The sequence below is a fragment of the Clostridium pasteurianum BC1 genome, assembly GCF_000389635.1.
Lineage (GTDB): Bacteria > Bacillota > Clostridia > Clostridiales > Clostridiaceae > Clostridium_I > Clostridium_I pasteurianum_A.
The window spans coordinates 3575541-3601601 of sequence record NC_021182.1; the positions used below are offsets into that span (position 1 = coordinate 3575541).

Annotated in this window: 19 protein-coding genes; all 19 read right to left on the reverse strand. The window is 31.4% G+C overall.

Translation table 11 applies throughout. From position 1 onward, the window contains the following. Positions 1–320 precede the first annotated feature (320 nt). Entirely contained in the window at positions 321–1241 is a 921-nt protein-coding gene (locus CLOPA_RS16915) for a ketopantoate reductase family protein (RefSeq protein ID WP_015616646.1), read from the reverse strand. Positions 1242–1274: 33 nt separating this feature from the next. Further along, complete coding sequence (gene murB / locus CLOPA_RS16920; RefSeq protein WP_015616647.1) at positions 1275–2207, reverse strand: UDP-N-acetylmuramate dehydrogenase; 933 nt, start codon at positions 2205–2207, stop codon at positions 1275–1277. A gap of 238 nt (positions 2208–2445) precedes the next feature. After that, complete coding sequence (gene uvrC, locus CLOPA_RS16925; protein ID WP_015616648.1) at positions 2446–4323, reverse strand: excinuclease ABC subunit UvrC; 1878 nt, start codon at positions 4321–4323, stop codon at positions 2446–2448. Between the two features lie 11 nt (positions 4324–4334). Beyond that, positions 4335–4946, reverse strand: a complete 612-nt coding sequence (locus CLOPA_RS16930; RefSeq protein ID WP_015616649.1) for a metal-dependent hydrolase — start codon at positions 4944–4946, stop codon at positions 4335–4337. Positions 4947–5034: 88 nt separating this feature from the next. Further along, positions 5035–6486, reverse strand: a complete 1452-nt coding sequence (locus tag CLOPA_RS16935; protein ID WP_015616650.1) for a peptidoglycan D,D-transpeptidase FtsI family protein — start codon at positions 6484–6486, stop codon at positions 5035–5037. Next, positions 6479–7693, reverse strand: a complete 1215-nt coding sequence (locus tag CLOPA_RS16940) for an FtsW/RodA/SpoVE family cell cycle protein (protein WP_015616651.1) — start codon at positions 7691–7693, stop codon at positions 6479–6481. Before CLOPA_RS16940 ends, CLOPA_RS16935 begins: the two co-directional genes overlap by 8 nt. Before the next feature lie 7 nt (positions 7694–7700). After that, positions 7701–8177, reverse strand: a complete 477-nt coding sequence (locus CLOPA_RS16945) for an FHA domain-containing protein (RefSeq protein WP_155241933.1) — start codon at positions 8175–8177, stop codon at positions 7701–7703. 67 nt (positions 8178–8244) lie between these two features. Then, entirely contained in the window at positions 8245–11067 is a 2823-nt protein-coding gene (gene uvrA, locus CLOPA_RS16950) for an excinuclease ABC subunit UvrA (RefSeq protein WP_015616653.1), read from the reverse strand. A gap of 34 nt (positions 11068–11101) precedes the next feature. Beyond that, positions 11102–13123, reverse strand: a complete 2022-nt coding sequence (gene uvrB, locus CLOPA_RS16955; RefSeq protein ID WP_015616654.1) for an excinuclease ABC subunit UvrB — start codon at positions 13121–13123, stop codon at positions 11102–11104. Between the two features lie 153 nt (positions 13124–13276). Next, positions 13277–14590, reverse strand: a complete 1314-nt coding sequence (locus CLOPA_RS16960) for a PDZ domain-containing protein (protein ID WP_015616655.1) — start codon at positions 14588–14590, stop codon at positions 13277–13279. 283 nt (positions 14591–14873) lie between these two features. Then, complete coding sequence (locus CLOPA_RS16965; protein WP_172638652.1) at positions 14874–16082, reverse strand: S41 family peptidase; 1209 nt, start codon at positions 16080–16082, stop codon at positions 14874–14876. Positions 16083–16426: 344 nt separating this feature from the next. Continuing rightward, on the reverse strand, positions 16427–17332 hold the full coding sequence (ftsX, locus tag CLOPA_RS16970; RefSeq protein ID WP_015616657.1) for a permease-like cell division protein FtsX: 906 nt from the start codon (positions 17330–17332) through the stop codon (positions 16427–16429). Then, positions 17322–18005 carry a cell division ATP-binding protein FtsE gene (gene ftsE / locus CLOPA_RS16975; RefSeq protein WP_015616658.1) on the reverse strand — a complete coding sequence of 228 codons (684 nt, stop codon included), beginning with the start codon at positions 18003–18005 and terminating at the stop codon, positions 17322–17324. The genes ftsX and ftsE overlap by 11 nt, the downstream gene beginning before the upstream one ends. A gap of 323 nt (positions 18006–18328) precedes the next feature. After that, the gene (locus tag CLOPA_RS16980; RefSeq protein WP_041711571.1) at positions 18329–19180 is read right to left on the reverse strand and encodes a YitT family protein; all 852 of its coding nucleotides are present in this window, start codon (positions 19178–19180) and stop codon (positions 18329–18331) included. A gap of 430 nt (positions 19181–19610) precedes the next feature. Continuing rightward, a complete protein-coding gene (locus CLOPA_RS16985) occupies positions 19611–20795 on the reverse strand; it encodes an MFS transporter (protein WP_015616660.1) in 1185 nt (394 codons plus the stop codon). A 30-nt stretch (positions 20796–20825) separates the two neighbouring features. Further along, positions 20826–22886, reverse strand: a complete 2061-nt coding sequence (locus tag CLOPA_RS16990) for a DUF5054 domain-containing protein (protein WP_015616661.1) — start codon at positions 22884–22886, stop codon at positions 20826–20828. After that, positions 22873–24192 (reverse strand): CehA/McbA family metallohydrolase, encoded by a 1320-nt coding sequence (locus CLOPA_RS16995; RefSeq protein WP_015616662.1) that lies wholly within the window; start codon positions 24190–24192, stop codon positions 22873–22875. The genes CLOPA_RS16990 and CLOPA_RS16995 overlap by 14 nt, the downstream gene beginning before the upstream one ends. A gap of 6 nt (positions 24193–24198) precedes the next feature. Next, entirely contained in the window at positions 24199–25071 is an 873-nt protein-coding gene (locus tag CLOPA_RS17000; protein WP_015616663.1) for a carbohydrate ABC transporter permease, read from the reverse strand. A 21-nt stretch (positions 25072–25092) separates the two neighbouring features. Beyond that, the gene (locus CLOPA_RS17005) at positions 25093–26022 is read right to left on the reverse strand and encodes a carbohydrate ABC transporter permease (protein ID WP_155242007.1); all 930 of its coding nucleotides are present in this window, start codon (positions 26020–26022) and stop codon (positions 25093–25095) included. Positions 26023–26061: the final 39 nt, after the last annotated feature.

The window sequence follows — 26061 nt, forward strand, 5'->3', positions numbered from 1 at the left end:
ATACTATCTTTACTTATTTAATATCCATGTATTTTATTAATTGCTATTATATTATTGTGTATTTACAATAAACTATATATGTATTAATTGTATATTGTTTAATTAATCTATTTATAAAATAAAAATATTATAATTGCCTTATAATTATAACATAAACCTACTAACCATGAAAATTCTATATTTTTTAAATTTAATCATCTTTAACTTGTTATTTGTCTGACGGCTACCTGCTGTAGCACTTCCACAGCCATAAAAGAATTTTTAACAAATACAAAATAAAGGTTATCCTTAAAGTTTTCATATTAAGAACAACCCTTCAATTAATTTTCTTTATTTTCAATTACCTTTATTATATTATACAATGTTCTATTTACAGGAGTATCCAGTTTATATTTATTTCCAAGTTCACATACCGTACCTGCAAATATATCTACTTCTGTTTTCCTTCCGCTTTCAATATCCTGAAGCATTGAAGTTCTGCTGTTTGGATTCATATTATATAATACTTCATACCACTTTTTAATATCATCCTTATTTAAATTTACACCTGTTTTCTCTGATAATTTTACTACTTCCATCATGGTTGAATCCATAAGATTTCTTGCTTCAATGTTAGTTTGAAAAACACCATATTTAGCCTTTAATACTGCTGAACATTGATTTATACCAACATTAATCATAAATTTCCACCATAGAGCGTGCATCATATCTTCTGGAATTACATAGGGTATACTAGCTTTTTCAAAAAGTTCTTTTACTGCCATAACTCTTTGTGAATAATTAGTATTACTTTTTTCTCCAAAGGTTATATTTCCGTAACTGGAGAAATTGATATTATTTTTATCGCGATTAGCATCAATAGCAACACATAGTGAATATAATATTTTATCCATTCCAAAGGTGCTGCCAATTATCTCTTCACTGGTGATTCCATTTAATAATGATAAAATAATAGTATTTTCACCCACATGATTTGTAATATCTTCTATGGCCTTATGTAACTGGTTTGACTTTACAGCTACTATAATTAAATCTGCTGGCTCACACTTTTCTTCTGGGGTTACATATTGAAAATCGTATTTTTTACCATTAATAAAAAATCCATTTTCTCTATATTTTTTTGCCCTTTCACCACCTGCTATAACTTTTACAGCCTCAGGATTCATGTCATATAGCTTGCTGCCATAAGCACAGCCAATAGCTCCTAATCCTATCAATGATATGTTTTTTATTTTCCCCATTATACAACCTCCCAGCCTATTAATTGTAAAAATTCAATTGCTTTTTTCATCTTCCTCTTCTCCAATTATTCTTACCTCTGGATGAAGCTCTACATTAAATTTTTCTTTAACAGTATTCTGTACTATTTCTATTAAATCAAGTATATCTCTTGCTTTAGCATTACCTTTATTTATTATAAATCCAGAATGTTTCATCGATACTTCAGCATCTCCTACTGATTTTCCCTTTAGTCCACTATCCTGAATAAGTTTTCCTGCAAAATGTCCAGTTGGTCTTTTAAAGGTACTTCCTGCTGAAGCATACTCCAAGGGCTGCTTTTCTCTTCTTCTTTGCATAAGTTCATCTATTCTATTTTTAATTTTTTTATAATCACCTTTCTTAAGTTGGAAAGTAACTTCTAAAACTACATAATTATTTTTTAATATGGCACTCATTCTATATTCAAGTTCCAATTGTTCTTTATTTAAATGCAAAAAATTTCCATGTCCATCTAATACTAATGAACTCTCTACAACCATAGACATTTCTCCATCATAAGCACCTGCATTCATAGCCAAAGCTCCACCTATACTTCCTGGAATTCCGCAGGCGAATTCTAATCCAGTAAGACTTTCATCTCTAGCCACCCTACTTGTTCCTGCTATGGTAGCGCCCCCCTGGGCATTTATTTTTTCACCATCTACAGAAATCTTATCTAATTTTGTAAGTTTAATTACGACTCCTCTAATACCCCCATCCTTAACTAATAAATTGGATCCATTGCCTATTATATAAAAAGGAACCTTATAATCCTTGCATAATTTTATTATATTAATTATTTCATTATAATCAATAGGGGTAACAAGTACATCTACAGGACCGCCTACTTTAAATGAAGTATGTTCTTTCATTTTAGCATTAAGTTCTATGTTTTTTTCATCTATTATTCTGCGTAGTTTAATCAAAAAATCATTTAAATGCTTCATATTGAATCTCCTCAAAAATATTTATATAAAAAATAGTATAATCTATACTTCTATTGTAATCAAGGATAAAATCTTTAAATTTATTTTATTTCCCAAATAATTTATTGTTTAATTTAACTTATAATTATACCTTTTTAGACCTTTTACGATAATTTCAACTATTTTGATTTAGCATCTGAAAATAAATAACAAGATATTCTATTGACGCAGTATGGCGTAAAATAGATTATCATACTAGCTAATCATTTTTCGAAGATGCCTTATTGAAATAATCTAATATACTATTTGCTGCCTTTGTATCAATTGAATCAGTATCCACTAACTCCTTATAAGAAGCCTTCTTTATATTTTCAATACTTCCAAATTTTTTTAGAAGTTCCTTCCTTCTCTTAGCCCCTATATTTGGTATATCCTCTAATATTGAGTGAAGAATCCTTTTATCTCTAAGACTTCTATGGTAGCTTATAGCAAATCTGTGAACTTCATCTTGAATCCTTGTGATAAAATGTATTACATTAGAGCTTTTCTTTAAGTATAGTTCTTCATTATTGTATATGAGTCCTCTTGTATTGTGTTTATCATCCTTAACCATACCGCAGACAGGTATATCTATATTTAAATTTCTCAAAACCTCTAAGGCTATATTAATTTGTCCAAGTCCACCATCCATAAGTATAAGATCAGGGAAAACACAAAATTTACCTGCACTTAATGCTAAATTTTTCTCTTCTATAGCTTTAACTTCATCCAGGCCTCTTTTAAATCTTCTTGTAAGAATTTCTCTCATACTATCATAATCATTGGCACCCTTAACTGTTTTAATTTTAAAACGTCTATAGTCACTATTTTTTGCTTTTCCATTTTCAAACACTATCATGGAACCAACAGAATCAACTCCTTGAATATTAGAAATATCATAGGCTTCAATTCTATGCGGTAAATCTTCAAGATTTAATATATGAGCTAAATCCTTTAAAGTTTCTTTATGTAGTGCTTTATCTTGCATTAGCTTTAACTTGAATTGATCCAGAGTGGCAGTGGCATTTTTCTTTACCATCTCCAGCAAATTCTTTTTGTCACCCTTTTGTGGAATTCTAAGTTCCACCTTTGATCCCCTTTTCATGGTAAGCCACTGTTCTAAAAGTTCTGTTTCCAATATCTCTGGTACATATATAGTTTTAGGTACAAAAGCCGTTCCACCATAGAACTCTTTAATAAACTGTGAAATAATTACCGCTTTGTTTTCTCCAGAGGTATTTTCAAGCATAAAATGCTCTCTTCCGACTATCTTTCCATTTCTTAAAAAAAATATATTTACGCAGCTATCCATTTCATCACTGTCCAGATTTATGAAATCCTCATTTTCAAAACTTCCTGTCATTATCTTCTGTTTTTCTCTTATTTTCTCTAGAGCAGCAATTTTATCTCTCAAAGCAGCCGCTTTCTCAAATTCCAGTTCTTCTGAAGCCTTCTCCATATCAACTTTAAGCTGCCTAAGCACCATACTATCCTTACCATTTAAAATATTAGTAATTTCTGCTACGGTTTTACCGTAATCTTCTTTATCTATAAATCCTGCACAAGGAGCAGTGCACAAATTTATATGATAATTTAGACATGGTCTTGTGATATCACCCTTCTCCTTTATAACTCTTTTACAGGTTCTTATGGGAAATATCTTTTTTATAAGCTCCATAGTTTCATATACTGCCGAAACATCTACATAGGGTCCAAAATACTTTGCTCCATCCTTTGCAATAATTCTTGTTACAAATATTCTTGGAAAATCTTCATTTGTAGTTATTTTTATAAATGGATAGTGTTTATCATCCTTAAGTAAAATATTATATCTTGGTTTGTATTTCTTTATAAGATTACATTCCAAAATCAAAGCTTCTATTTCTGAGTCTGTAACAATATATTCAAATTCAGCTATATTTTTTACCATAGCCTTTACCTTTTCAGAATGATTTTTTGAACTTTGAAAATACTGTCTAACTCTATTCTTTAAAATTTTAGCCTTACCTACATATATAATTTCACCTAGAGAGTTTTTCATAAGATAGACTCCTGGCTTATCAGGCAAAAGCTTTAACTGATAACTGAAATCAAACATTGGTCTACCCCCTATTTTAGCTTCAAAAGCATTGGCAGCCTATAAACTATATATAAAACTGAAACAATAATTATAGCGTCTTCAATAAACTTTCCATTATTTGAACCAACTCTAAATGTAAAAGGAAATTTTATATTTTTATTCTTTAAAGGATAAAACAGAGGAACACCTCTGTTAGTAAACATATCACCTATAATATGACTGCTGTATCCTACAATAAAATAATACACTAAATATATATGATTATATCTTGAACTCATATAATTTGCTATAAATGCTAATATTATCATACCTACTATACTATGTGTAAATCCTGTCCTATGCGATGAAAATGCAACAATAACTAGTACTATTCCAGTCACCGTAAGTTCGGGTATATTTATATAAAATGTATTAAACATTATCAATGCCAATCCTATACTTCCGTATACAATTATTTTTACCAGTTTACTTTTTACTGGCAGTATATATCTATTAAATATGCTCTTAGGATGATCTATATCTGGCAAAAGTGCAGAAATAACTACAACTACTATAGCCATTATACTTAGTTTGCCAGGTATCTCACTGCTCAATGCAATTCCCACAGCTGCTCCCACTCCTGCATGAGTCTTTCCCGTCATGTATTTCTCCTTTGTTTAAGCACCGTAAATAAATAACAGTTAAATAATGCTAGTTATTTATTCAAGGATACCTTGTGTTATTATTAGTCTATTTTAAAAGTGATGTCTTTATAACTCCAGCTGCTATTTTAGCCGCCTGAATACCGCCCTGACCTCCATCTTCAACTATTACAGCTACTGCAATCTTAGGATCTTCCATTGGTGCAAAGCCAATAAACCATGAATGTGGGCTTGCATTTTCCGTATCTTGATGATCTGCTGTACCAGTTTTTCCACAAACATTTAATCCACTTATATCTGCATTCACTCCTGTACCATCTGTTACAACACCTCTCATAAACTCCTTCATAGTGGCTGCTACTTGTGGCGTAGTAATAGTTCCTATACTTTCAGGATTATAGGTCATTATAGTGTTTCCCGTGCTGGATATAACAGAATTAACAAGATGAGGTTTCATCATTACTCCATTATTTGCTATAGTACTTGCTATCAATGCCATCTGCATTGGAGTAGCAAGATCCTGACTCTGACCTATAGCACTTTGTGCAATATTTCCCTGTTCATTAGAAGCAAAGGTAGGAAATCTGCTTTTATCTATAACAATACCATCACTAGGTATATCCTTATTGAAATAAAAATCTTCTGCAGTCTTTTTTAATTTATTATTACCTAAATTTAGACCTATAGTTCCAAATACCTGATTACTGGAATGTACATAGGCATCTTTGAAGCTTAAATTTCCTAATACTTCTCCATTAAAATTACTAAGTACATACTTTGAATTAAATCTAAGTCCACCAGTATCATTAAAGGTTTGATTCATAACACCATTAATATTTTCCAATGCACTTATAGCTGTAACTGTCTTAAAGGTAGAGCCAGGTGGATATAGACCGGATACAGCTCTATTTAACAGCGGTCTATTTTTATCACTATTTATTGATTTCCACTCTTTGGTCAATGCGCTATCATTTGGATCAAAGGAGGGTGCTGATACCATAGCTAATATTTCACCAGTTTTAGGATTAAGTGCAACCACCGCGCCTCTTTTACCACTATTTGACAATAAATTATAAGCCTGTTTTTGCACATTACTGTCCAAGGTAGTTATAAGATCATCGCCCTTTTTATCTTCTGGTTTCATTGAGCCTTTATTGGCTATAAGCTCCTGTAAGTACTGACTAATACTTAAATCATTAGCACCCATAAGATACTGATCATATTTTGCTTCAAGACCAGTTATTCCATAGCTTGGATTAACGTAACCTAATACATGTGCAAATACGGCCCCACCAGTATATTCCCTATTTTGAGTTAAGGCATTGACTCTTGAACTTTTTGTAAGTGCAACTTTATTCCTATCGTAAATAGTTCCTCTCAGAACTTCATTTCTCTTAGCCCAAAGTCTTTTATTATCCGTATTATTAACAATTTTAGGAGCCACATATATTTCAAAGTAAGCAACATATGATATAACAACTACAAATAATAATAGAAAAACAAACAATACCTTCTTTATTCCAATTGAAATATCATTCACTTCTATCTCCTCCTTCTGAAATCTTTTGCAGTATTCCCAGTGCCATAAAGGTGATAATCATAGAAGTTCCTCCATAACTTACTAAAGGTAGCGTAATACCGGTAAGGGGAATCATATTCGTAACGCCTCCCACTATTACTAATACCTGAGCTCCTATCATTGCACTATATCCTACAGCTAAAAGCCTTGAAAATTTATCTTCTGTAAATAAGGCTGCTCTCATACATCTGTAAAAGAGCAAAAAGTATAAAATCATTATGGCAAATCCCATAAGTACACCCATTTCTTCACTTATGGAAGCAAATATAAAATCTGAATCATTTATAGGAACAAAGCCTGGATATCCAAGTCCCAAACCCGTTCCAAATAAACCTCCCCAAGCTATTGAGTACATTGATTGCACTACTTGATAACTTTGATTTGATTTATACGGCCAAGGGTTTTGCCAAATCATAACTCTAAGTCTAACATGAGCAAATAGTTTATAGCTTATAAAAGCTCCTACAGCAAATAGAATGAAGCAAATTATTATATACTTAAATTTAGAGGTACAAATGTATAACATAGTTACAGATATAGCAAAAAATATCAAAGCTGAACCAAGATCCTTTTGCAATACACAAAATCCAAGTGTAACCATAACTATAAATGCAGGTTCAATAAGCTGCTTAAAGTTCTTATACTTACTGAAGGCCGATGCTAAATAGGCAATTAAAAATAATTTAGCAAACTCCGACGGCTGAAAACTAAATCCATGAAAATGAACCCAGTTCTGTGACCCATTTATATCAGCTGCTCCTATAAAAGTAGGCATAGCTATAAATATCAAAGTTAAAGCAAGATAAGCATATCTGAACTTTACATATTTTTTTAGTTCTGGCAATAGCACTACTATTAGAATAAAACATACAATACCTATTACAAAAAATACAATTTGCTTTATGGCATCCGTAGGTTTTAATCTATATATCATCACCATACCTATACTGGAAAGTATACAGGCAAAGATAAGAACATATTTATCACCATCCGGGAAAAACTTTCTTACTATAAAATTGGCATAACCCATTAGTACACATATAACTGCACCTATGATTAGCGCTGATTTGTCAAAAGGAGTTTTTATTAAAAATAAATTTAAAAAACTTACTATACAAAAAAGATATGTGACTCTAAGTAATCTTTTTTCTTCTTTTATACTATCCATAACTCACCTATCCTATTACCTTAAATACAATAGTTCCTATCTCTATTCTGTCTCCTGAACGAATATACACTTTTTCATATACCTTTTCACCATTTATTGTTGTACCATTTGTACTTTTCAAATCTTCCAGTATGTAATTATTATTTTTCAGGTAAATTTTAGCATGATGTCCCGATATATACTCTTCAGAAAGAACAACTGTATTATCCTCTTTCCTTCCAATAGTAACTTCCCTATTTATCGGTATTACTGAACCCTTTCTCATCATATTACTCATTCCACCATCTATAACTTCTAATCCAAAGGTCTTTTTACTTTTCGCCTGCTTCTTATCACCATTTTTCATATCCTTATACATTATCCTAAGTGCAAAGGCAATTATTAAGTATATTATTGCAATAATGATTATTTTAAAGATTAAACTTAATTTACTAAGGCCTGAGCTATCTAATAACGCTCCTATGTATAAATTATTTAGTAACAAACATTTCACCTTCTTGCAGTTGTAATATAAAGGACTAGCATAATTATTCATGCTAGTCCTAGTACAATTATAGCATTTTTTTTAAATATTGTCCTGTATAGGATAAATTATTTTTTACTATGTCTTCCGGAGTACCTGTGCACAATATGTTCCCACCTTTTTCTCCACCCTCTGGTCCCAAGTCAATAATATAATCTGCACATTTTATTACATCTAAATTATGTTCTATGACCACAACAGTGTTTCCAGCATCCACAAGTCTTTGAAGTATTGCAATGAGTCTATTTACATCATCTATATGAAGCCCTGTGGTAGGTTCATCTAATATATAAAGAGTTTTTCCCGTGCTTCTTTTTGAAAGTTCATAGGCAAGCTTTATCCTTTGAGCCTCTCCTCCGGAAAGCTGTGTGGAAGGCTGGCCAAGTCTTACATATCCCATTCCAACATCCATCAAAGTTTCTAATTTATTCTTAATTCTAGGTATATTTTCAAAGAATTTTACAGCTTCTTCTACAGTCATATTAAGTACATCATCTATATTCTTATTCTTATATTTTATCTCTAGTGTTTCTCTATTATACCTTTTTCCCTTACATACTTCACAGGGAACATATACATCTGAGAGAAACTGCATTTCTATTTTTATAATTCCATCGCCCTTACAGGCTTCACACCTTCCACCTTTAACATTAAAACTAAATCTTCCAGGTTTGTAGCCTCTCATTTTGGCATCGTTAGTCACAGAAAACAATTCTCTTATTATATCAAATACGCCAGTATATGTAGCTGGATTAGATCTTGGCGTTCTTCCAATAGGACTTTGATCTATATCTATTATTTTATCAATATTTTCTATCCCTTGTATTTCCTTGTGCTTTCCAGGGTTGGCTTTACTATTATTTATCTTTTTATTAAGTCCTTTAAACAATATTTCATTTACAAGCGTGCTCTTTCCTGAACCAGAAACACCAGTTACACAGGTAAATATTCCTATTGGAAAATCTACTTTTACATTTTTCAGATTATTTTCTTTAGCACCAATCACTTTAATAAAATCTTCATTGTGTTTTCTTCTTTTCTGTGGCACATCTATTTTTTTATCTCCAATAAGATACTGACCCGTTATAGATTTTTTGCATTTTTTAATATCCTCCAAAGTGCCAGCTGCAACTATTTCTCCACCATGCTCACCGGCTCCTGGTCCTACATCAACTACGAAATCGGCTTCCCTTATAGTATCTTCGTCATGCTCAACTACTACAAGAGTATTTCCTATATCTCTTAAATGCTTCATAGTTGCTATTAACTTATCATTATCCCTTTGATGAAGTCCAATACTGGGTTCATCAAGTATATATAGAACCCCCACAAGACTTGATCCTATTTGAGTTGCAAGCCTAATTCTCTGAGATTCTCCCCCTGAAAGTGTTCTAGCTGCTCTTGTAAGATTTAAATAATCTAAACCTACATCAATTAAAAATTTTAACCTGCTTTGTATTTCTTTTACTATCTGACTGCTTATTATTTTATCTTTTTCACTTAACTCAATATTATTTATAAAAGCAAGTTCATCTCTAATGGGCAAACTACAAAATTCAAATATATTTTTACCACCTACAGTAACTGCCAATACTTCTGGTTTAAGTCTGGCTCCTTTACATTTTGGACATGGATTGTCACTCATATAATTTTCTATTTCACCTTTTATATAATCAGAGCCACTTTCCATATATCTTCTTCTAAGTTCATTTACAATACCTTCATATTTATGATTAAATTGCATGTTCTGATCATCTTTATTATAATAAACCACAAGCTTTTCACCTTTGGTTCCATGAAGTATAATGTCCACTATCTTAGGATCCAACTCTTTTATAGGTGTATCAATACTAAAATTATATTTTTTCTGAAGAGCTGTGAGAATGCTGTAAGTCCATGAGTCCTCTTTTAATCTTCCCTCTCCCCAGGGAGCTATAGCACCTTCTGCTATACTTTTCTCTCTATTTGGTATAACTAAATCTTCATCAATCTCCATAAGAGTACCAAGTCCATCACATCTGTCGCATTTTCCAAAGGGTGAATTAAAGGAAAACATTCTAGGAGCAAGTTCTCCAATACTGATTCCACAATCTGTACAAGCAAAGTTCTCACTAAATAGCATATCCTCTTCACCCACTATATTTACTATAACCATACCCTCTGCAAGTTTTAAGGCTGTTTCCAACGAATCTGTAAGTCTTCCCTCTATCCCTTCTTTAACTACAATTCTATCTACTATAGCATCTATGTAATGTTTTTTATTTTTTTCCAGTTTGATGTCTTCTCCTTCAATTTCCTGAATCTCTCCATCAACTCTTACTCTTACAAAACCATTCTTTTTAATATTTTCAAATACCTTTGCATGCTCCCCTTTTCTTCCTCTTATTATAGGAGCTAATATCTGTATTTTTGTCTTCTCGGGAAATTCCAAAATCCTATCTACCATTTGATCAACAGTCTGCTGTTTTATTTCCTTACCACATTTAGGACAATGAGGTGTACCTATTTTAGAATAAAGGAGTCTTAAATAGTCATATATTTCTGTAACCGTTCCAACTGTAGATCTAGGGTTCCTGCCTGTAGTCTTTTGATCAATGGATATAGCAGGAGAAAGTCCCTCAATGTATTCCACGTCAGGCTTATCCATTTGCCCTAAAAACTGTCTTGCATAGGAAGACAGAGATTCCACATATCTCCTTTGTCCTTCTGCATAAAGTGTATCGAAAGCCAAGGAAGATTTTCCTGATCCTGATAGTCCCGTAAACACAACAAATTTATCTCTAGGTATCGTAAGATCTACATTTTTCAAATTATTTACCTTAGCACCTTTAATAACTATTTTATCCTGCAAAGTATTTCACTCCTTATTCAGTAATGAAAAAGTACTAACCTTTTAATTTATTAGTTCTTCTCATATTGTTTTCACTTTTCTTCAGCTTTTTTTTCAGCCCAAAAACTATATCTCTAAGTTCCCCAGCTCTCTCAAACTGAAGATCCTTAGCTGCCTGCTTCATTTCATCTTCGTACTTATTAATAAGTTTCTCGATATTATCATTATTTGCACTTACTGCTTCTTCTAAACTATTATATTCAGCTTTTTCTTCTGCGACTTTAGATATTTCCAATATATCTCTTATGGCCTTTTTTACAGTAGTAGGTATAATTCCATTGTCTTTATTATATTGGATCTGAATAGTCCTTCTTCTATTAGTTTCACTTATAGCTTTATCCATAGATCGTGTTATGGTATCCGCATACATTATAACCTTGCTTTCAGAATTTCTCGCTGCTCTTCCTATGGTCTGAATAAGTGATGTCTCTGATCTTAAAAATCCTTCTTTATCTGCATCCAATATTGCCACTAAAGCTACCTCAGGTATATCAAGGCCCTCTCTTAGAAGATTTATTCCAACTAAAACATCAAATTCTTTTTTTCTAAGTCCTTGAATTATTTTCATTCTCTCTATAGTCTCTATGTCAGAATGCATATATCTAGTTTTAATATTCATTCCCTTTAAATAATCTGTTAAATCCTCAGCCATTTTTTTAGTTAAAGTGGTAACTAATATTCTAAATCCTCTGTCTATAGTTTCATTTATCTTTGCATATAAATCATCTATCTGGCCTTTAACAGGCAGTACAACAATTTCAGGATCTAGTAATCCAGTAGGTCTTATTACCTGTTCTGCTATATTAGTTGAATGTTCTAATTCGTATTTTGCTGGTGTGGCACTTACAAAAACTATATCATGAAATTTTTTTTCAAATTCTTCAAATCTAAGTGGTCTATTATCAAAAGCAGAAGGAAGTCTAAATCCATAGTCTACAAGAGTATTTTTTCTTGACCTATCTCCACCATACATAGCTTTAACCTGTGGAAGGGTTACATGACTTTCATCAATAAAAAGTAAGAAATCCTCTGGAAAATAGTCTATAAGAGTCTTAGGTGGTTCCCCTGCCGTTCTACCATCCATGATTCTGGAATAGTTTTCAATGCCAGTACAATAACCAACCTCTCTCATCATTTCTATATCAAAATTCGTTCTCTGCTTAAGTCTTTGTGCCTCTAAAAGCTTATCTTCTGCTGTAAGTTCTTTAAGTCTCTTTTCCAGCTCGAGTTCTATTTTGTTTATAGCTATTTCTAATCTATCTCTTGAAGTAGCAAAGTGAGATGCAGGAAAAATAACTGCATGCTTTAATGTTCCTATTATATTTCCTGTTAACACATCAAACTCTTTTATTTTGTCAATCTCATCACCAAAAAATTCCACTCTTATACCCTTGTTGGTAGAAGATGCAGGAAAAATATCCAAGGTATCTCCCCTCACCCTAAATGTTCCTCTTATAAAATTTATCTCATTTCTCTCATATTGAATTTCTATAAGTTTCTTTAATACCTGATCTCTGTCTTTTTCCATGCCTTCTCTTAGAGAAATAGATAATTTTTTATATTCATCAGGATTACCCAGTCCATAAATACAGGAAACTGAAGCTACAATCACCACATCTTTTCTCTCAAAAAGGGCAGATGTAGCCGAATGCCTAAGTTTATCTATTTCATCATTTATGGATGCATCTTTTTCTATATAGGTATCCGTTTGAGGAACATAGGCCTCTGGCTGATAGTAATCATAATAGGATACAAAATATTCCACTGCACTATCCGGAAAAAACTCTCTAAATTCAGAGCACAACTGTGCTGCTAAAGTTTTATTATGTGCTAAAACTAAAGTTGGTTTTTGCAATTTTTCAATTATATTAGCCATGGTAAAAGTTTTTCCTGAACCTGTAACCCCAAGAAGAGTTTGAAATTTATTACCATTCTTAACTCCTTCTACCAATTTATCTATGGCTGCTGGTTGATCTCCAGTAGGCTTAAATTTTGAATGTATCTTAAATTCACCCATATATAACCTCCATTGAACGTTTGTTCGTACAATAATTTTACACTCTGAATATAATATTGTCAAATTATTTATATGAAGTTACTTAATTCGTCTTTTCTCACTATTACAAATTAAAATTATATAAAATTAATGGGAGCACATCCCCCCATATAATTATTTTCTATCTTCTTTATCTTCTTTATCTTCTTTTTCTTTTTTTACTTTTTCCAAAGTGTCTTGAAAGGAACTTCTATCAAACTTCATAACTATACTATCCTTTGGAATCATCCTTGGAACAAAAACTATACCTAATCTTTTACTTTTGTTCATCTTATTATAATTTACCTGTTCCAATTTTCCCTGAACAGTTTTTATCTTAAGCCATATAAATGTGGATACATTATTTAAAGCTTCCAACATATCCTGTTCACTTACTATTTTTTTATCATTTACTTCCACCAGCACATCTCCACTTTTAATTCCCATTTCAAAAGCTGGAGAAAAGGGGGCTACTTCTAATACCATAAGTCCATCATCTGTACTTACATATCTCGGCTTCCCTTTTGCTTCTATATAATCTTGAATTTTAAGCATTATTTCATGAGCCACCGGTGCAAAAATAGCAACTAAAAATTCAGCGCCTAAATTTATTTTTCCCAACTGTGAGACTAATAATAGCACAATACCATAAATTGATATTCCCATTCCTGATGATATTACTTTTTCTTTCTTGGTCTTTGTAAAAGTTATAGAATTGTATCCTATTACACCATAGAAGGCAAAAAATCCAATGACTGCGTCCTTTATTAAATTATAACTGATGGATCTAATTATGGGCCACCAGGTTGGTATAGCTGTCTCAGATCCGCCTGAAATATTTTGACTATTCATAATAAACATTAACGCTACAGGTATTACCCAATATCTCTTAATGGCAAAACCGCCTATTATAGTATTGTTTTTATTAGTAAACACAGGTATGGTTCCTCTATCTCCATCTATAATTACAAGTACTCCTTCTATCATATGTAATACAGCCACAAGCGAAATTATCATTACCACATCTACCTTTAAAAAATCAAATTGAGGTATACTTATGTGATAGACTGATTCTATAAACTGTATACCAACACTTATTAGTGACAGTATTCCAGCAGAATAGGAAAAACATATAAATCTATTTCCAAATACCATCAGTATGATAGATATCATAAACAATAAAGCTATAGTTGCTTCACTAATAAATACTATTCCCAAATAAGAAATTATCAAACTGGCCACAGTGCCTGCAAGTATACCAAGTACTATCTGAGATATAGTTAATTCAAAAGATGAGTTCATTTTCTCACCTATTATCATCTTCTGCATCATAACAGTCTTTTTATTTCTTGTGTATAGTATAAATGCTAACATAAGAAGTATAAAAACGTATGGTGGTGTAATTATTACTTGAGAAATAGATCTAAGTACATATAATGCAATATCCATGAAAATAAAATTCCCCTCTCACCAAACTACTTTACCCTGTGATTATCTCACAATTAAGGCATCTGAAAATAAATAACAAGTCAAAGATGCAACATATATCTTGTATCGTACAAGGAAACAGGTTCTGATGATAGTGATGCTATCAGAGGATTCTGTTGACGTAGTATGATACAAAATAGACTAGCATACTGGCTAGTTATTATTTGAAGATGCCTATATCTATGACTTCAGATGAAAATGTTTATAGCATCTGAAGTCATTATTTCAGCTTTAGCTGAATAAATTACTTAACTTTACTATTGATTACTTCCAAAGCCTTTTGAAATTGTGGATCTGAATTCCTATCATAAGGCTTATTTAGTAGATCCTGTGGATACTTCACTTCAATATCAGGCTGAAATCCATTATGATTTATATTTTCATTTAATGGAGTATACCACTTTGATATTGTCACTTTTAATTGAGTATTATCTCCAGTATTAAAGGTAGTTTGAACTACGCCCTTACCAAAAGTTTTTTCACCAATTAACGTACCCGCTTTATAGTCTTTTATTGCACCAGAAAATATTTCCGAAGCACTGGCAGTATTACCATTTGTAAGTACTACCAGTGGAATGCCCACAGTACTTCCGCCTTCTGATTTATAAATTTGTTTTTTATTATTCTTATCCACAGTATAGACTACAGTCTTTCCCTTATCTATAAAGTTTGATGCAACTTTTAAACAATCATCTAAAACTCCGCCACCATTATCTCTTAAATCTAAAATCAAACCTTTCATACCAGCAGCCTTAAGTTCCTGTAATTTCTTATCAAAATTTTCTCCAGTATTTTCATCAAACATAGATATATCTATGTATCCAATATTATTTGACAGCATCTGTCCAGTGACTGTATTATACGCAATTTTTTTCCTTTGGGCAATAACATCAAAATTATCTCTTCCCGTTCTTGCTATAGTTAAGGTTACGTTTGTATTTTCCTTACCTTTCATCATAGAAACCGCTTTATTAAGATCTGCTCCAGCAATGGCTGTTCCATCTATCTTAACTATAGCATCCCCTGCCTTTATACCAGCTTTTTCTGCTGGGGAACCATCGAACACGGCATTAACAGTTACTTTATTATCCCTATTTTCTACCTGAATACCAATTCCCACATACTCTTGGCCTTGAATTTGAGTATTAAATGATTTAGTTTCATTGGCATCCATAAATACTGTATAAGGATCATTAAGTGCATTAGTCATACCCTTAATAGCACCATTTAGCAATGCATTATCATCAATTTTACCATCATAATATTTATATAATTGATCTCTCACTGCAAACAATTTTTGAAATTTTAGCACTTCATCTAAATTGGCTTTGCTTATCTCTACATTTCCATTAGGTAAGCTTAAAGAAACTCTATTTCCAATGCTAAAGGCCAGTATATTTGTTATTATTAATATGGCTACAGTACATATTACCCATTTTCTTTTATTATTTATCAACAATATTCACTCCCTCATTTGCTAGTACTCTTTTATTATTTATGTAAATATGAATTAATTATAACACTATAAAAAAATAAATTGCAAAATTCTTTTCAAAATTCAAGAATATTTCAAACAAATGAAAATTTTATTAAAATGTAAAAACTCTGTTTATTTTATAATTAACCGCAATACATTTCTGTATAATTGTTCCAAATTTGCCCAAATTACAAACTCCCATTAAATAGATTCAATGATAAAATAAAGTGGCATGCATAATAAACTGACCTCTGCATGCCGAAATTATATATTTAATTTTTCTCATAAAAATAAGTATTATACAGCATATGTTTATTTTTTTAAACAATAAGAAATTTTCTAATCGCTATTATACTTCCCATTGCTCCTATAAATATTCCAATAAGAATAAATGCCCATGATATGTTGGTCAATATATATATAGGACTTATAAATTTCATCATCATAGATACAGAAGAAGTTACTTTAGAATAAGCTAATCCATATACGTAGTATAAAAGTAAAACTGATATAATAGCCCCAAATAGTCCTATTACCATTCCTTCGATAATAAAAGGCCATCTTATAAACCAATCTGTAGCTCCTATATACTTCATTATATTAATCTCTCTACGTCTTGAATATACTGCAAGTCTAATAGTATTACCTATAAGAAATAATGAAACTCCTATTAATATAACAAATAAAGCAACTCCAACCCATTGTACAGTTTTAGTTATAGATGAAATTTTATTAACTATATCACGTCCATCCTTGGCCTGTTCTATACCATCCATATATTTACCATCAGGCTGTACCGCACTGACAACTTTAGACACATAGTCAGGCTGCTTAACCTTTACGATATAGGAATTTGGAAGAGGATTATCATTTTCCATCCCCGCAACTAAACCTTTATTTTTATCCCCTAATTGCTGCTTTAAATCTTCCAATGCTTGTTTTTTGCTTTTGAATGTAACACTAGTTACTCCATCCAGTTTACTTATCTTATTGTAGGCAGCCTGCTGTTGGTCTATTTTAATATCATCTTTTAAAATAATCTGAACTTCAATTTGAGATTCCACATCAGTTATACCTACCTTAACGTTTAAGAGAAGCATAGCAAAGGCCCCTAGAATAAAAAGCGTAGCCATTACGGTGGCTGCCGATGCCAAACTTATTGTAGCATTTCTCCTTATACTTTTTAAAGCATCCATGATAAATAGCTTAATTGTACTAATCCTCATCGTATCTACCCCTTTGTTCGTCTCTAGCCAAAATTCCATTTTCAATAGCCAGCACTCTTTTTTTCATATCGTTAACAATATTTTTAGCATGAGTTGCCATTAAAACAGTAGTTCCAGCCCTATTTATATCACTTAATATATTCATTATGTCATTAGCAGTATCTGGATCAAGATTTCCCGTAGGCTCGTCCGCTATCAGTATAGAAGGATTATTTACTATAGCTCTAGCTATAGAAACTCTTTGCTGTTCTCCACCCGAAAGCTGATTTGGAAAATCTTTATACTTATGGGATAAACCAACCATTGCCAATACCAAAGGAACTCTTTTCTTTATCTCCTTATGACTTGACTGAATAATTCTCATGGCAAAGGCTACATTTTCATACACACTAAGTGTAGGTATAAGTCTGTAATCCTGAAACACCATGCCAACCTTTCTTCTATAATATGGAATTTGCTTTCTTGACAGAGTAGTAATATCAGTATCACTTACCACAATAGAACCAGCAGTAGGCTCAATTTCTCTCATTAACAATTTTACGAAAGTGGATTTACCAGCTCCACTTGGTCCAACTAAGAAAACAAATTCTCCTTTTTTAATAGTTATATTAATATTTGAAAGTGCAACAACATCATTCATATAAACTTTGCTGACATTTTTAAACTCGATCATTATTTTTCTCCCCAATTTATATTGTTTTTCTTGTAAAACATGTATGTATTAATTATAGCATACTTAAAGGTTTTCTAAAGTCATATTTTTATTAAAATTGTATTAATTTTATTGAATAAATATGTCTATACATTATAATACTTAATAATTTAAGTTTTTTCTACAAAATATTTTTTCATTTAAAGTCAAAATTTTCATAAATATATAATATAATTTAAATTATACACTTACATATATAGGATTTATGTAAATTATTTACTTGAAACTAAATAACTTACATAGTATCCTTAATTCATTATACTATTTTAGAAATTGATTACTAATTAATCTTCACCTACTATGTTATTAAATCCTTCTCCTAGAACTTCACGTGCATCACTTACAGTTATAAATGCTTTTGGATCAATTTCCTTTATGTATTTTTTTAATTTTATAAATTCATTTCTGCTAAGTACTGTGTATAGTATAAAGGTATCTTCCCAGGTATACCCACCTTTACCATTGAACACAGTACAACCTCTATCAAGTTTTTCTATAATATATTTACTTATCTCATCATTTTTTTTACTTATTATCATTATTTGTTTACATACATTAAAACCTTCAATTACCATATCTATTATAAAGCCATGGAGTATAACAGACAGCAATGAAAACATACCAAGATCAGCACCAAGAGTAGCACCTGCAAAAAGTGTTATAATAAGATCTACAATTAGTAAAGCTTTACCAATATCAATGTGAAAAAACTTATTTAAAATCTTTGCAATAATATCAGTTCCCCCAGTAGATGCATTCTGATTAAAAACTATCCCCATTCCTATACCACTTAAAAGAGTTCCAAATAAGGTTGCAAGCAATATATTGTTAGTTATAGTTCCAAAAGTGAAAAATTTATCCATAATCCAAACTGCACCTGAAAGCCCTAAGCTTGAATATATGGTCTTAGCCCCAAACTTTCCTCCTATAGCACTAAAAGCTACTATAAACAAAGCTGAATTCATCACAGTCATCAAAAGCCCTACAGACAGTTTAGGGAAAATTTCATTAACTATTATTGCTATTCCCATAATTCCACCTGCTGCTATTTTGTTTGGTTCTAAAAAAAACTTTATACTGAGAACAACAATTAAAAATCCAATAGTTATTAATACATATTCTTTTAATTTTTTCATTTCATCACCCTTATCGTTATTTATTGCTAGGCATATTAAAAAATAAATGGTTAGTACTTTAATATTGTTATTTATTTTCAGATGTCTCATATATTTTTCCTACAAATGTACAATATTTATACTATTATATTCTTTGAAAAGTATACCACAAAATAAACTAAACATTGATAAATAAATTAGAGATTCGAATATAAAAAACAAGAAAGTGTACTTATTGATGAAAAATAAAATGCAAAGACAAATAAAGAGACTGTAACAAAGATAAAAATCACATCAAATCACCTTAGTCACAGTCTATAATATTATTATTTTTTTACCCGATAACTAGTCGCTGTAACACTCCACCTGCTACAAGTTGGAGATAACAGCGACACATTCCTGGATAATTCATCTAAACTCATTGGGAGTACAAATTCCCAATGAGTAAGATTCATTGATAAGTATAGCATAGCAATAATACTATTATTATAGCTAAATTTGTTACTGTAAAAGCAAAATTCAATCCGTTGTGAAATAAATTAACACAAAGGAGAGTTGTCAACATTGCTATCAACCTTCCAAAATTTATTCCAGTTTCTCTGGCGGTCATATTTACATATATTTCGCCTCTTGTTTTTGAACAGTAATCAATAATACTAAATGACAATACTGTTATTGGTATATAATACATGGGAAATATCAGATTATAAATTATCCCGTAGGCCACTGCTGACAGCTTTGAATTTACAATTCCAAAAAAACAGGAAGCTATAACCAGCATAGAAGATGAAATTATAAAAAAAATATTTTTATGCTTACTATGATATATTCTACCAGCAGCATAATTAGAAAATACTAAAAGTATTGCTATAACAGTTGTAAATGAGCCATAAAAAATATCATCATTATTAAAAGCATTTATATACATAAGACTTAAAAAAGAAATACCAACACCTTCTCTAAAACCAACCACCGTATTTAATACAAAATTGAACTTTAATTTTGTATATTTTTTGTGTTCGACTTTATTAAAAAAGTCAATATTAATATTTTCGTCCTTCGGCAAATTAATTTTTAACACAAGAATAAAGGCTATTATGTAGTAAACCAATATTGTACTAAAAATAAATAGGTATCCTTTTGTGCCAAACAAGCCAATAGACATTGTAGAGAAGGTTGGTGCTGCAATAGAAGCTGCACCACTCAAACTTGAATATATTGCTATGAATCTTGTCCTTATTTTTCCCTTCATTAGAATCTGCTGAAGTGAATTAAAGGACATCCAATAAAGTCCATCTCCCATTCCCCACAATATTCCTATTAGTAAAACAAAAGGTACATAATCTATAACTTTATATGAGCTTAAAGTGATAGCAGCTATGAGCATAAACATATATATTAACATGCTTATACCAAAAATTCTTATCAAACTTATTCTTTTAGTTAAGTAAGATCCTATTACAAAGACACCTGGTACAGTTAAATACTTTATAGCATTGAACAATATCATCATTTCTATGGAACTTGAAGTATACCTATATACAAATATATTAAAAAAAGTTGATGAAATAGCCATTGAAAAAGCTACAATTGTGTTGGAAGCAAGAAATAATTTGTGTTCCTTACTAAATTTCATATCATAAATATCCTTTGCAATTTTTAAAAATTAGTTTATCTTTATAGAAAATCTACTTATTATGTTTTCTTCATACCACATTTTAAAGTTGGTTCCCCATAAATTATTATATAGATTAAAGTGAAAGCCACCTTTCGGATCTGCATATTCCTGATTAAAATCATATAAACGCATTTCTCCCAATGAAACTAATGTGGAATCCATTGGTGTTATGCTGCAGTTTACATTATCCAGTTTAAATTCTACTTCCTTTATGGAATGATAATTTCTATTTCCATATTTCACAACTCTGAATGGATCTATTATCTCACCTAATTTATTAAACTTAATCTCTCTAATCGAATCATTATCTACAAAATGTGAAATCCATAGGGCTTCCGGCAGTCTGGATGCATCTTTATTTAAGAAATAAGAAGACATATAAATCTCTTTGTCATCAAATATATATTTCATGATTGCTTTTCTAGGACATCCATATTCTTCACATTCACTATCATTAAATCTTAGCTCTATAATTAGTTCCTTTTCTTTTATAGTACAGTTTTCTACTTTGGAATAGAAGTGAATATTGTGTTGTGGTGCTCCAGCTTCTTCAATTCCTGGTTTAAAGAAATCAGGTATAGCCCACAGCCTATTAGCATCCAAATTAACCATATATTCTTTTTTCCATTTATTAAATGTACTGGCCCCAAATAATTGATATGTAGCTTTTCCCAAAATAACTGGCCTACTTAGACTATGCCCATGAACTTTGATACTCCCATCCTCCAATACAGCAATACTATAGCCATTTATTTCACATTCCTCATTGTAATTTATTTTTTTATATTTGTGGTTTATTTCAGGATATTCAGTAAGCTCTTTTATAGCCTTTTGTGCATCTTCTTTTAAATCCTTTGATAGTACTTTTATTGCATTATCTAAATAATATCTTTGCTCTCTATGAGAAGACTCAAAAAAAGAATAGCTTCTATCCTTCCACCCCATATGCTTTATCTGTGCTTTAAACTCATTTCTAGCAAACCTAGCATATTGGTCATATTTTTCCGGAATATAACTATCACTTAATTTATCTAAATTTCTTGCCTTCAAAAAGTCTTGCTTTCTCCAATTTTTATAATCTGCCATATACTTTTTAAAATCAAGTCCCCAGGTATGCTCTGGTATCATAAGCAAATTTCCCATAAAATTCCTATAGATCTTACTATCCTTCTCTAGTTTTCCTTCCTTTATCCACTTATGTTTTAATCTTAAGAGTTCAAGGAAAACTGATACCTTATATGGATCTGTTGCTATACCATGTATCCATGTATCTCCTATTTCCTCTGTTACCACCGGCAATTCCTTCTTAAAATTTATAAGAGCTCGTGCATAATCGTCCAAGGTAGAAGCTTTTACTTCTGCCCCTTTAAACTGTTCTTGTATTTTTTCAATTTGTTTATAAATATCTGCTTTAGTAGGAGGCCCAGAGTTATCACCTGAATGCACAAATACCAATGCCTCATCAAAACCAGGCACTAAAGTACTTTTGCCATAGCCCTGGCAGTACCCTACTATTATTTCATTTCCTTTGGAATCCCGCCATATAAATGTATCATTTAAATCTGGTTTTTGTGATGCTTCATTTACTCCTATATGAAGATACTTAATACCATTTCTACAAAGGGGTTCAACTATACCTATAGTGTGTCCTGGAACATCTGTCATCTTTGCTGCAATGGTTTTTCTTGTAAATTTCTTATCTAATTCTTTACTTATGGAAATCCCAAAATCAAATAACTCCTCGTCCATAAGTTCACTATGAGTTGTAAATGGAAGACCATGCCATACTATATATCCACTATTTATGGCATTCACAAACTCTTCCCTCGCTTTTCCATTTGTCCTTCTTAAATATTCATCTATTAACCATGATCCAACCGTCCATACAAATTTTTTATTTTTCTCATGTTTATTTACATCATTCGCCAATTTCACAGCCTTAGGAATAAAATTTTTTACATATTCATTTATTACTTCTTCAGCTAAATCTGTAAAACCCACATCTAAATGCGTCTTAAATATCACATGTACTTTATTAATATTTTTCATCTATCCACTTCCTAATATAAATAGGATTTGAAATGGAAACCAACGTCAGCATTTTCGGAAGAATTTCTCTCCACACCTCAATACGATAAAATTTTCTCTTCTCAACTTCAAATGTAAAAGTCTTTGTGCTTTCTTCATTAACCTCATATATTTTTTCTATACCTTTATCTGAAATCAACTTAATTTCATCTTTGAAACCTACGTTCTCTACCTTAACTAATCCAATCTTATTTTCTTTTAAATCTATACAATCACCCATAATATCTTTCCCAACAGAAAATTCCATTATGGGACCATTTACTTTGTAACTTACAAATGAATGTCCATTTTTAATGGCATTTAAGATGTCCGACTGTCCTCTTGAATAACTATATAAAAATGTAGTAGGAGTACCTATCATTCTAAGCAATTCATTTTTATGGCTATCACTTCCTCCAACAATTGGAATTCTTTCTCCCTCAATAAGTTTAGAATTCCACCACTCCACAGTATCATATTCTGACTTTTTCATTGGTCCGTTCCAAATCTCAACAGCATGGAAAGGAACATCAAACCCCCATTTCCAACCACAATACTGGCAATGTGGATGGTTTAAAATAACAAGTGCACCACTTGCTTTTGCCTCATTCATTATCTCTATAGTTTTCTCTTTATCATTTGAAACGAAATTCTTTATAGGATTTTTTACACCAAGGAAATTACAATGCCCATTATAGTGAGTCCATTCCATACCAGGAATCACTACAAGGGAATCACTGCTTTTTATCTCTTCACATTGAGAAAATGTATTATGATCAGTAAGGAGCATATAATCCATTTCATGTAGTTTGGCTAGTTTTATCAAATCAGGAACTTCATATTTACCATCTGAATGAATTGAGTGAACATGAAGGTCTCCTTTTAAAAGTATTCTTTCTTTTAAAGTAAATTTAATATTTAAACTTACTCTACATCCTTTTTCCTGTATTTTATAGGCTCCTAAAATTATTGCCCATTCACCTTCATTAATAATTCCTCTTATGTAGCCAGGAGTAGATTCATTTTCCGTAATATAAAAATACAATCTTTCAGAACCTGACCAGCCCCTAAAGGTTTTACTTTCATCTCTTATAGCTATATCCACAACGTTAATTTCTCTGTTAAATTCATCCCCTGTTTCATCACGTTTGATTTCTCTTCTTTTATATGAATAGGATACCTCAATCTTTGAAACATTCTCTGGTACTTTAAAAGTAATTTCAAAGTAAGTCTTTTCTTCACATTTTGCTACTAATCTTTCTATATTTACCTCAAGTATGCTTGGCATAATTCATCACTCCTTTGAAGCTCCAATTGTCATTCCTGATATGAGGAATCTTTGAGCAAATATATATATTAGAATTAATGGAATAATGGAAATTACCATTGCTGCCATAATGGTATTTGGTGCTATAAAATCCGTACCCGATTGGCTTGCCTGATTAAATACCAGTGCCCTTATCACCAGTGGAAGGGTATATTTATCCTGCTGAGTTATTAAGGTAGTTGGAATCATAAGACTATTCCATTTATTTATAAATTCTATAAATGTGACAGTTGCAAGTCCTGGAACTGAAAGCGGAAGATATATCCTCCAGAATATTTTAAATTCACCAGTATTATCAAGCCTCGCTGCCTCTGCCAAAGACTCCGGAACCGAAAGAAAGTAATTTCTCATTAATAAAATACTTAATCCGGAAACCAAGCTGTTTACTATTAATCCTGTATATGTATTAAGCAATCCCAATTGTTTATTAACTGAATATATTGATATTAAGGTTAAATCCCCTGGAATCATCATTGTTACTATAATTAAGGTTGTCATTAATTTTTTAAAGGGCAAATCCTTCTGTATTAGCACATAACCTGCCATTGAGGAAAGAATTATCTCAATAAAGGTGGACAATATTGTTACAAAGAGTGAATTAAAGAATGGCCTCCACAGCTGGACCCTTGTCCAAACATCTTTATAGCCTTCCAGTGTAAAACGGTCAGGAAACAGTCTAATCCCTGGCTGCATAGACCCCAATTTAGTTGAGAAGGATATAGCTAAAACATTAATCATGGGAACTGCCATGGTTATAAAGAGAATTAAAAGCATAGTATAGTTTAGTACTCTTATCCCTGGTATCATGGAATTTTTGTATTTTATTTTCTTTTTAAACATTTTAAATTATCACCTTTCTAATTAATAGACATCATCATACCTGATTAGCTTTCTCACTATAGACGCTAAAACTAAAGTTGCTATAAGCACCATTGTTGCAGCAGCAGTAGCTTTACCAATCTTGAATTGCGTAATACCTTCTGTATAGATATAGAGCAGTAATGACCTTACTTTATCCATAATTGCAACATTACCCATAACAAACACCTGATCAAAATTTCTCAGTAATCCCATAGTTCCCAACATTATAATAACCTTTAAAGTCGGCACAAGCTGTGGTACTATTATTTTTCTTATCTGCTTTTCCCTTGACGCTCCATCTATCTGAGCAGCTTCAAATAAATTAGGACTTATAGAAACTATTCCTGCTAAAAGCAATATTGAATAATATCCTATTGATTTCCATGTATCTGCTAATATGAAAATTAACTGTGCATATCTTTCTTCAGCTAAAAATTGCACTGATTTGCCACCTATTAATGATAATATATTATTAATTAAACCATTGCCGGAGAGCACAAATACCCACATACCACCAACTACAGTCCATGAAAGTAGATATGGAATAAAGGTAACTGTTTCCATTGAAGCTTTAGCAAATTTATTTCTAACTTCATTTATTCCCAGTGAAAGAACTAGTGCTAAAATAATGCTAATAATTTGAGTTCCTATGCCTATTGTCAATGAATTTTGAAATGCCTGATGAAATTGGTAATCTCCTAAAACCTCTTTATAATTGGAAATACCCGTAAATTCTGGAGTTCCTAGCAGCTTATTTTTCTGCAAGCTTTGAATTATTCCCAATATAAGAGGATAATATGAAAAAACCACAAAATATAATACCACAGGAATCATCATAAAATATATGGCCTTATATTTTTTTATCTGCCTCAAAGTATTCTTATTAAAAGGATTATTAAATTTTGATAAGATAGATTTCTTGACTTCCATGTGCTTCACCTTATCACCCTCTCTAAAGTAATGCAAGCC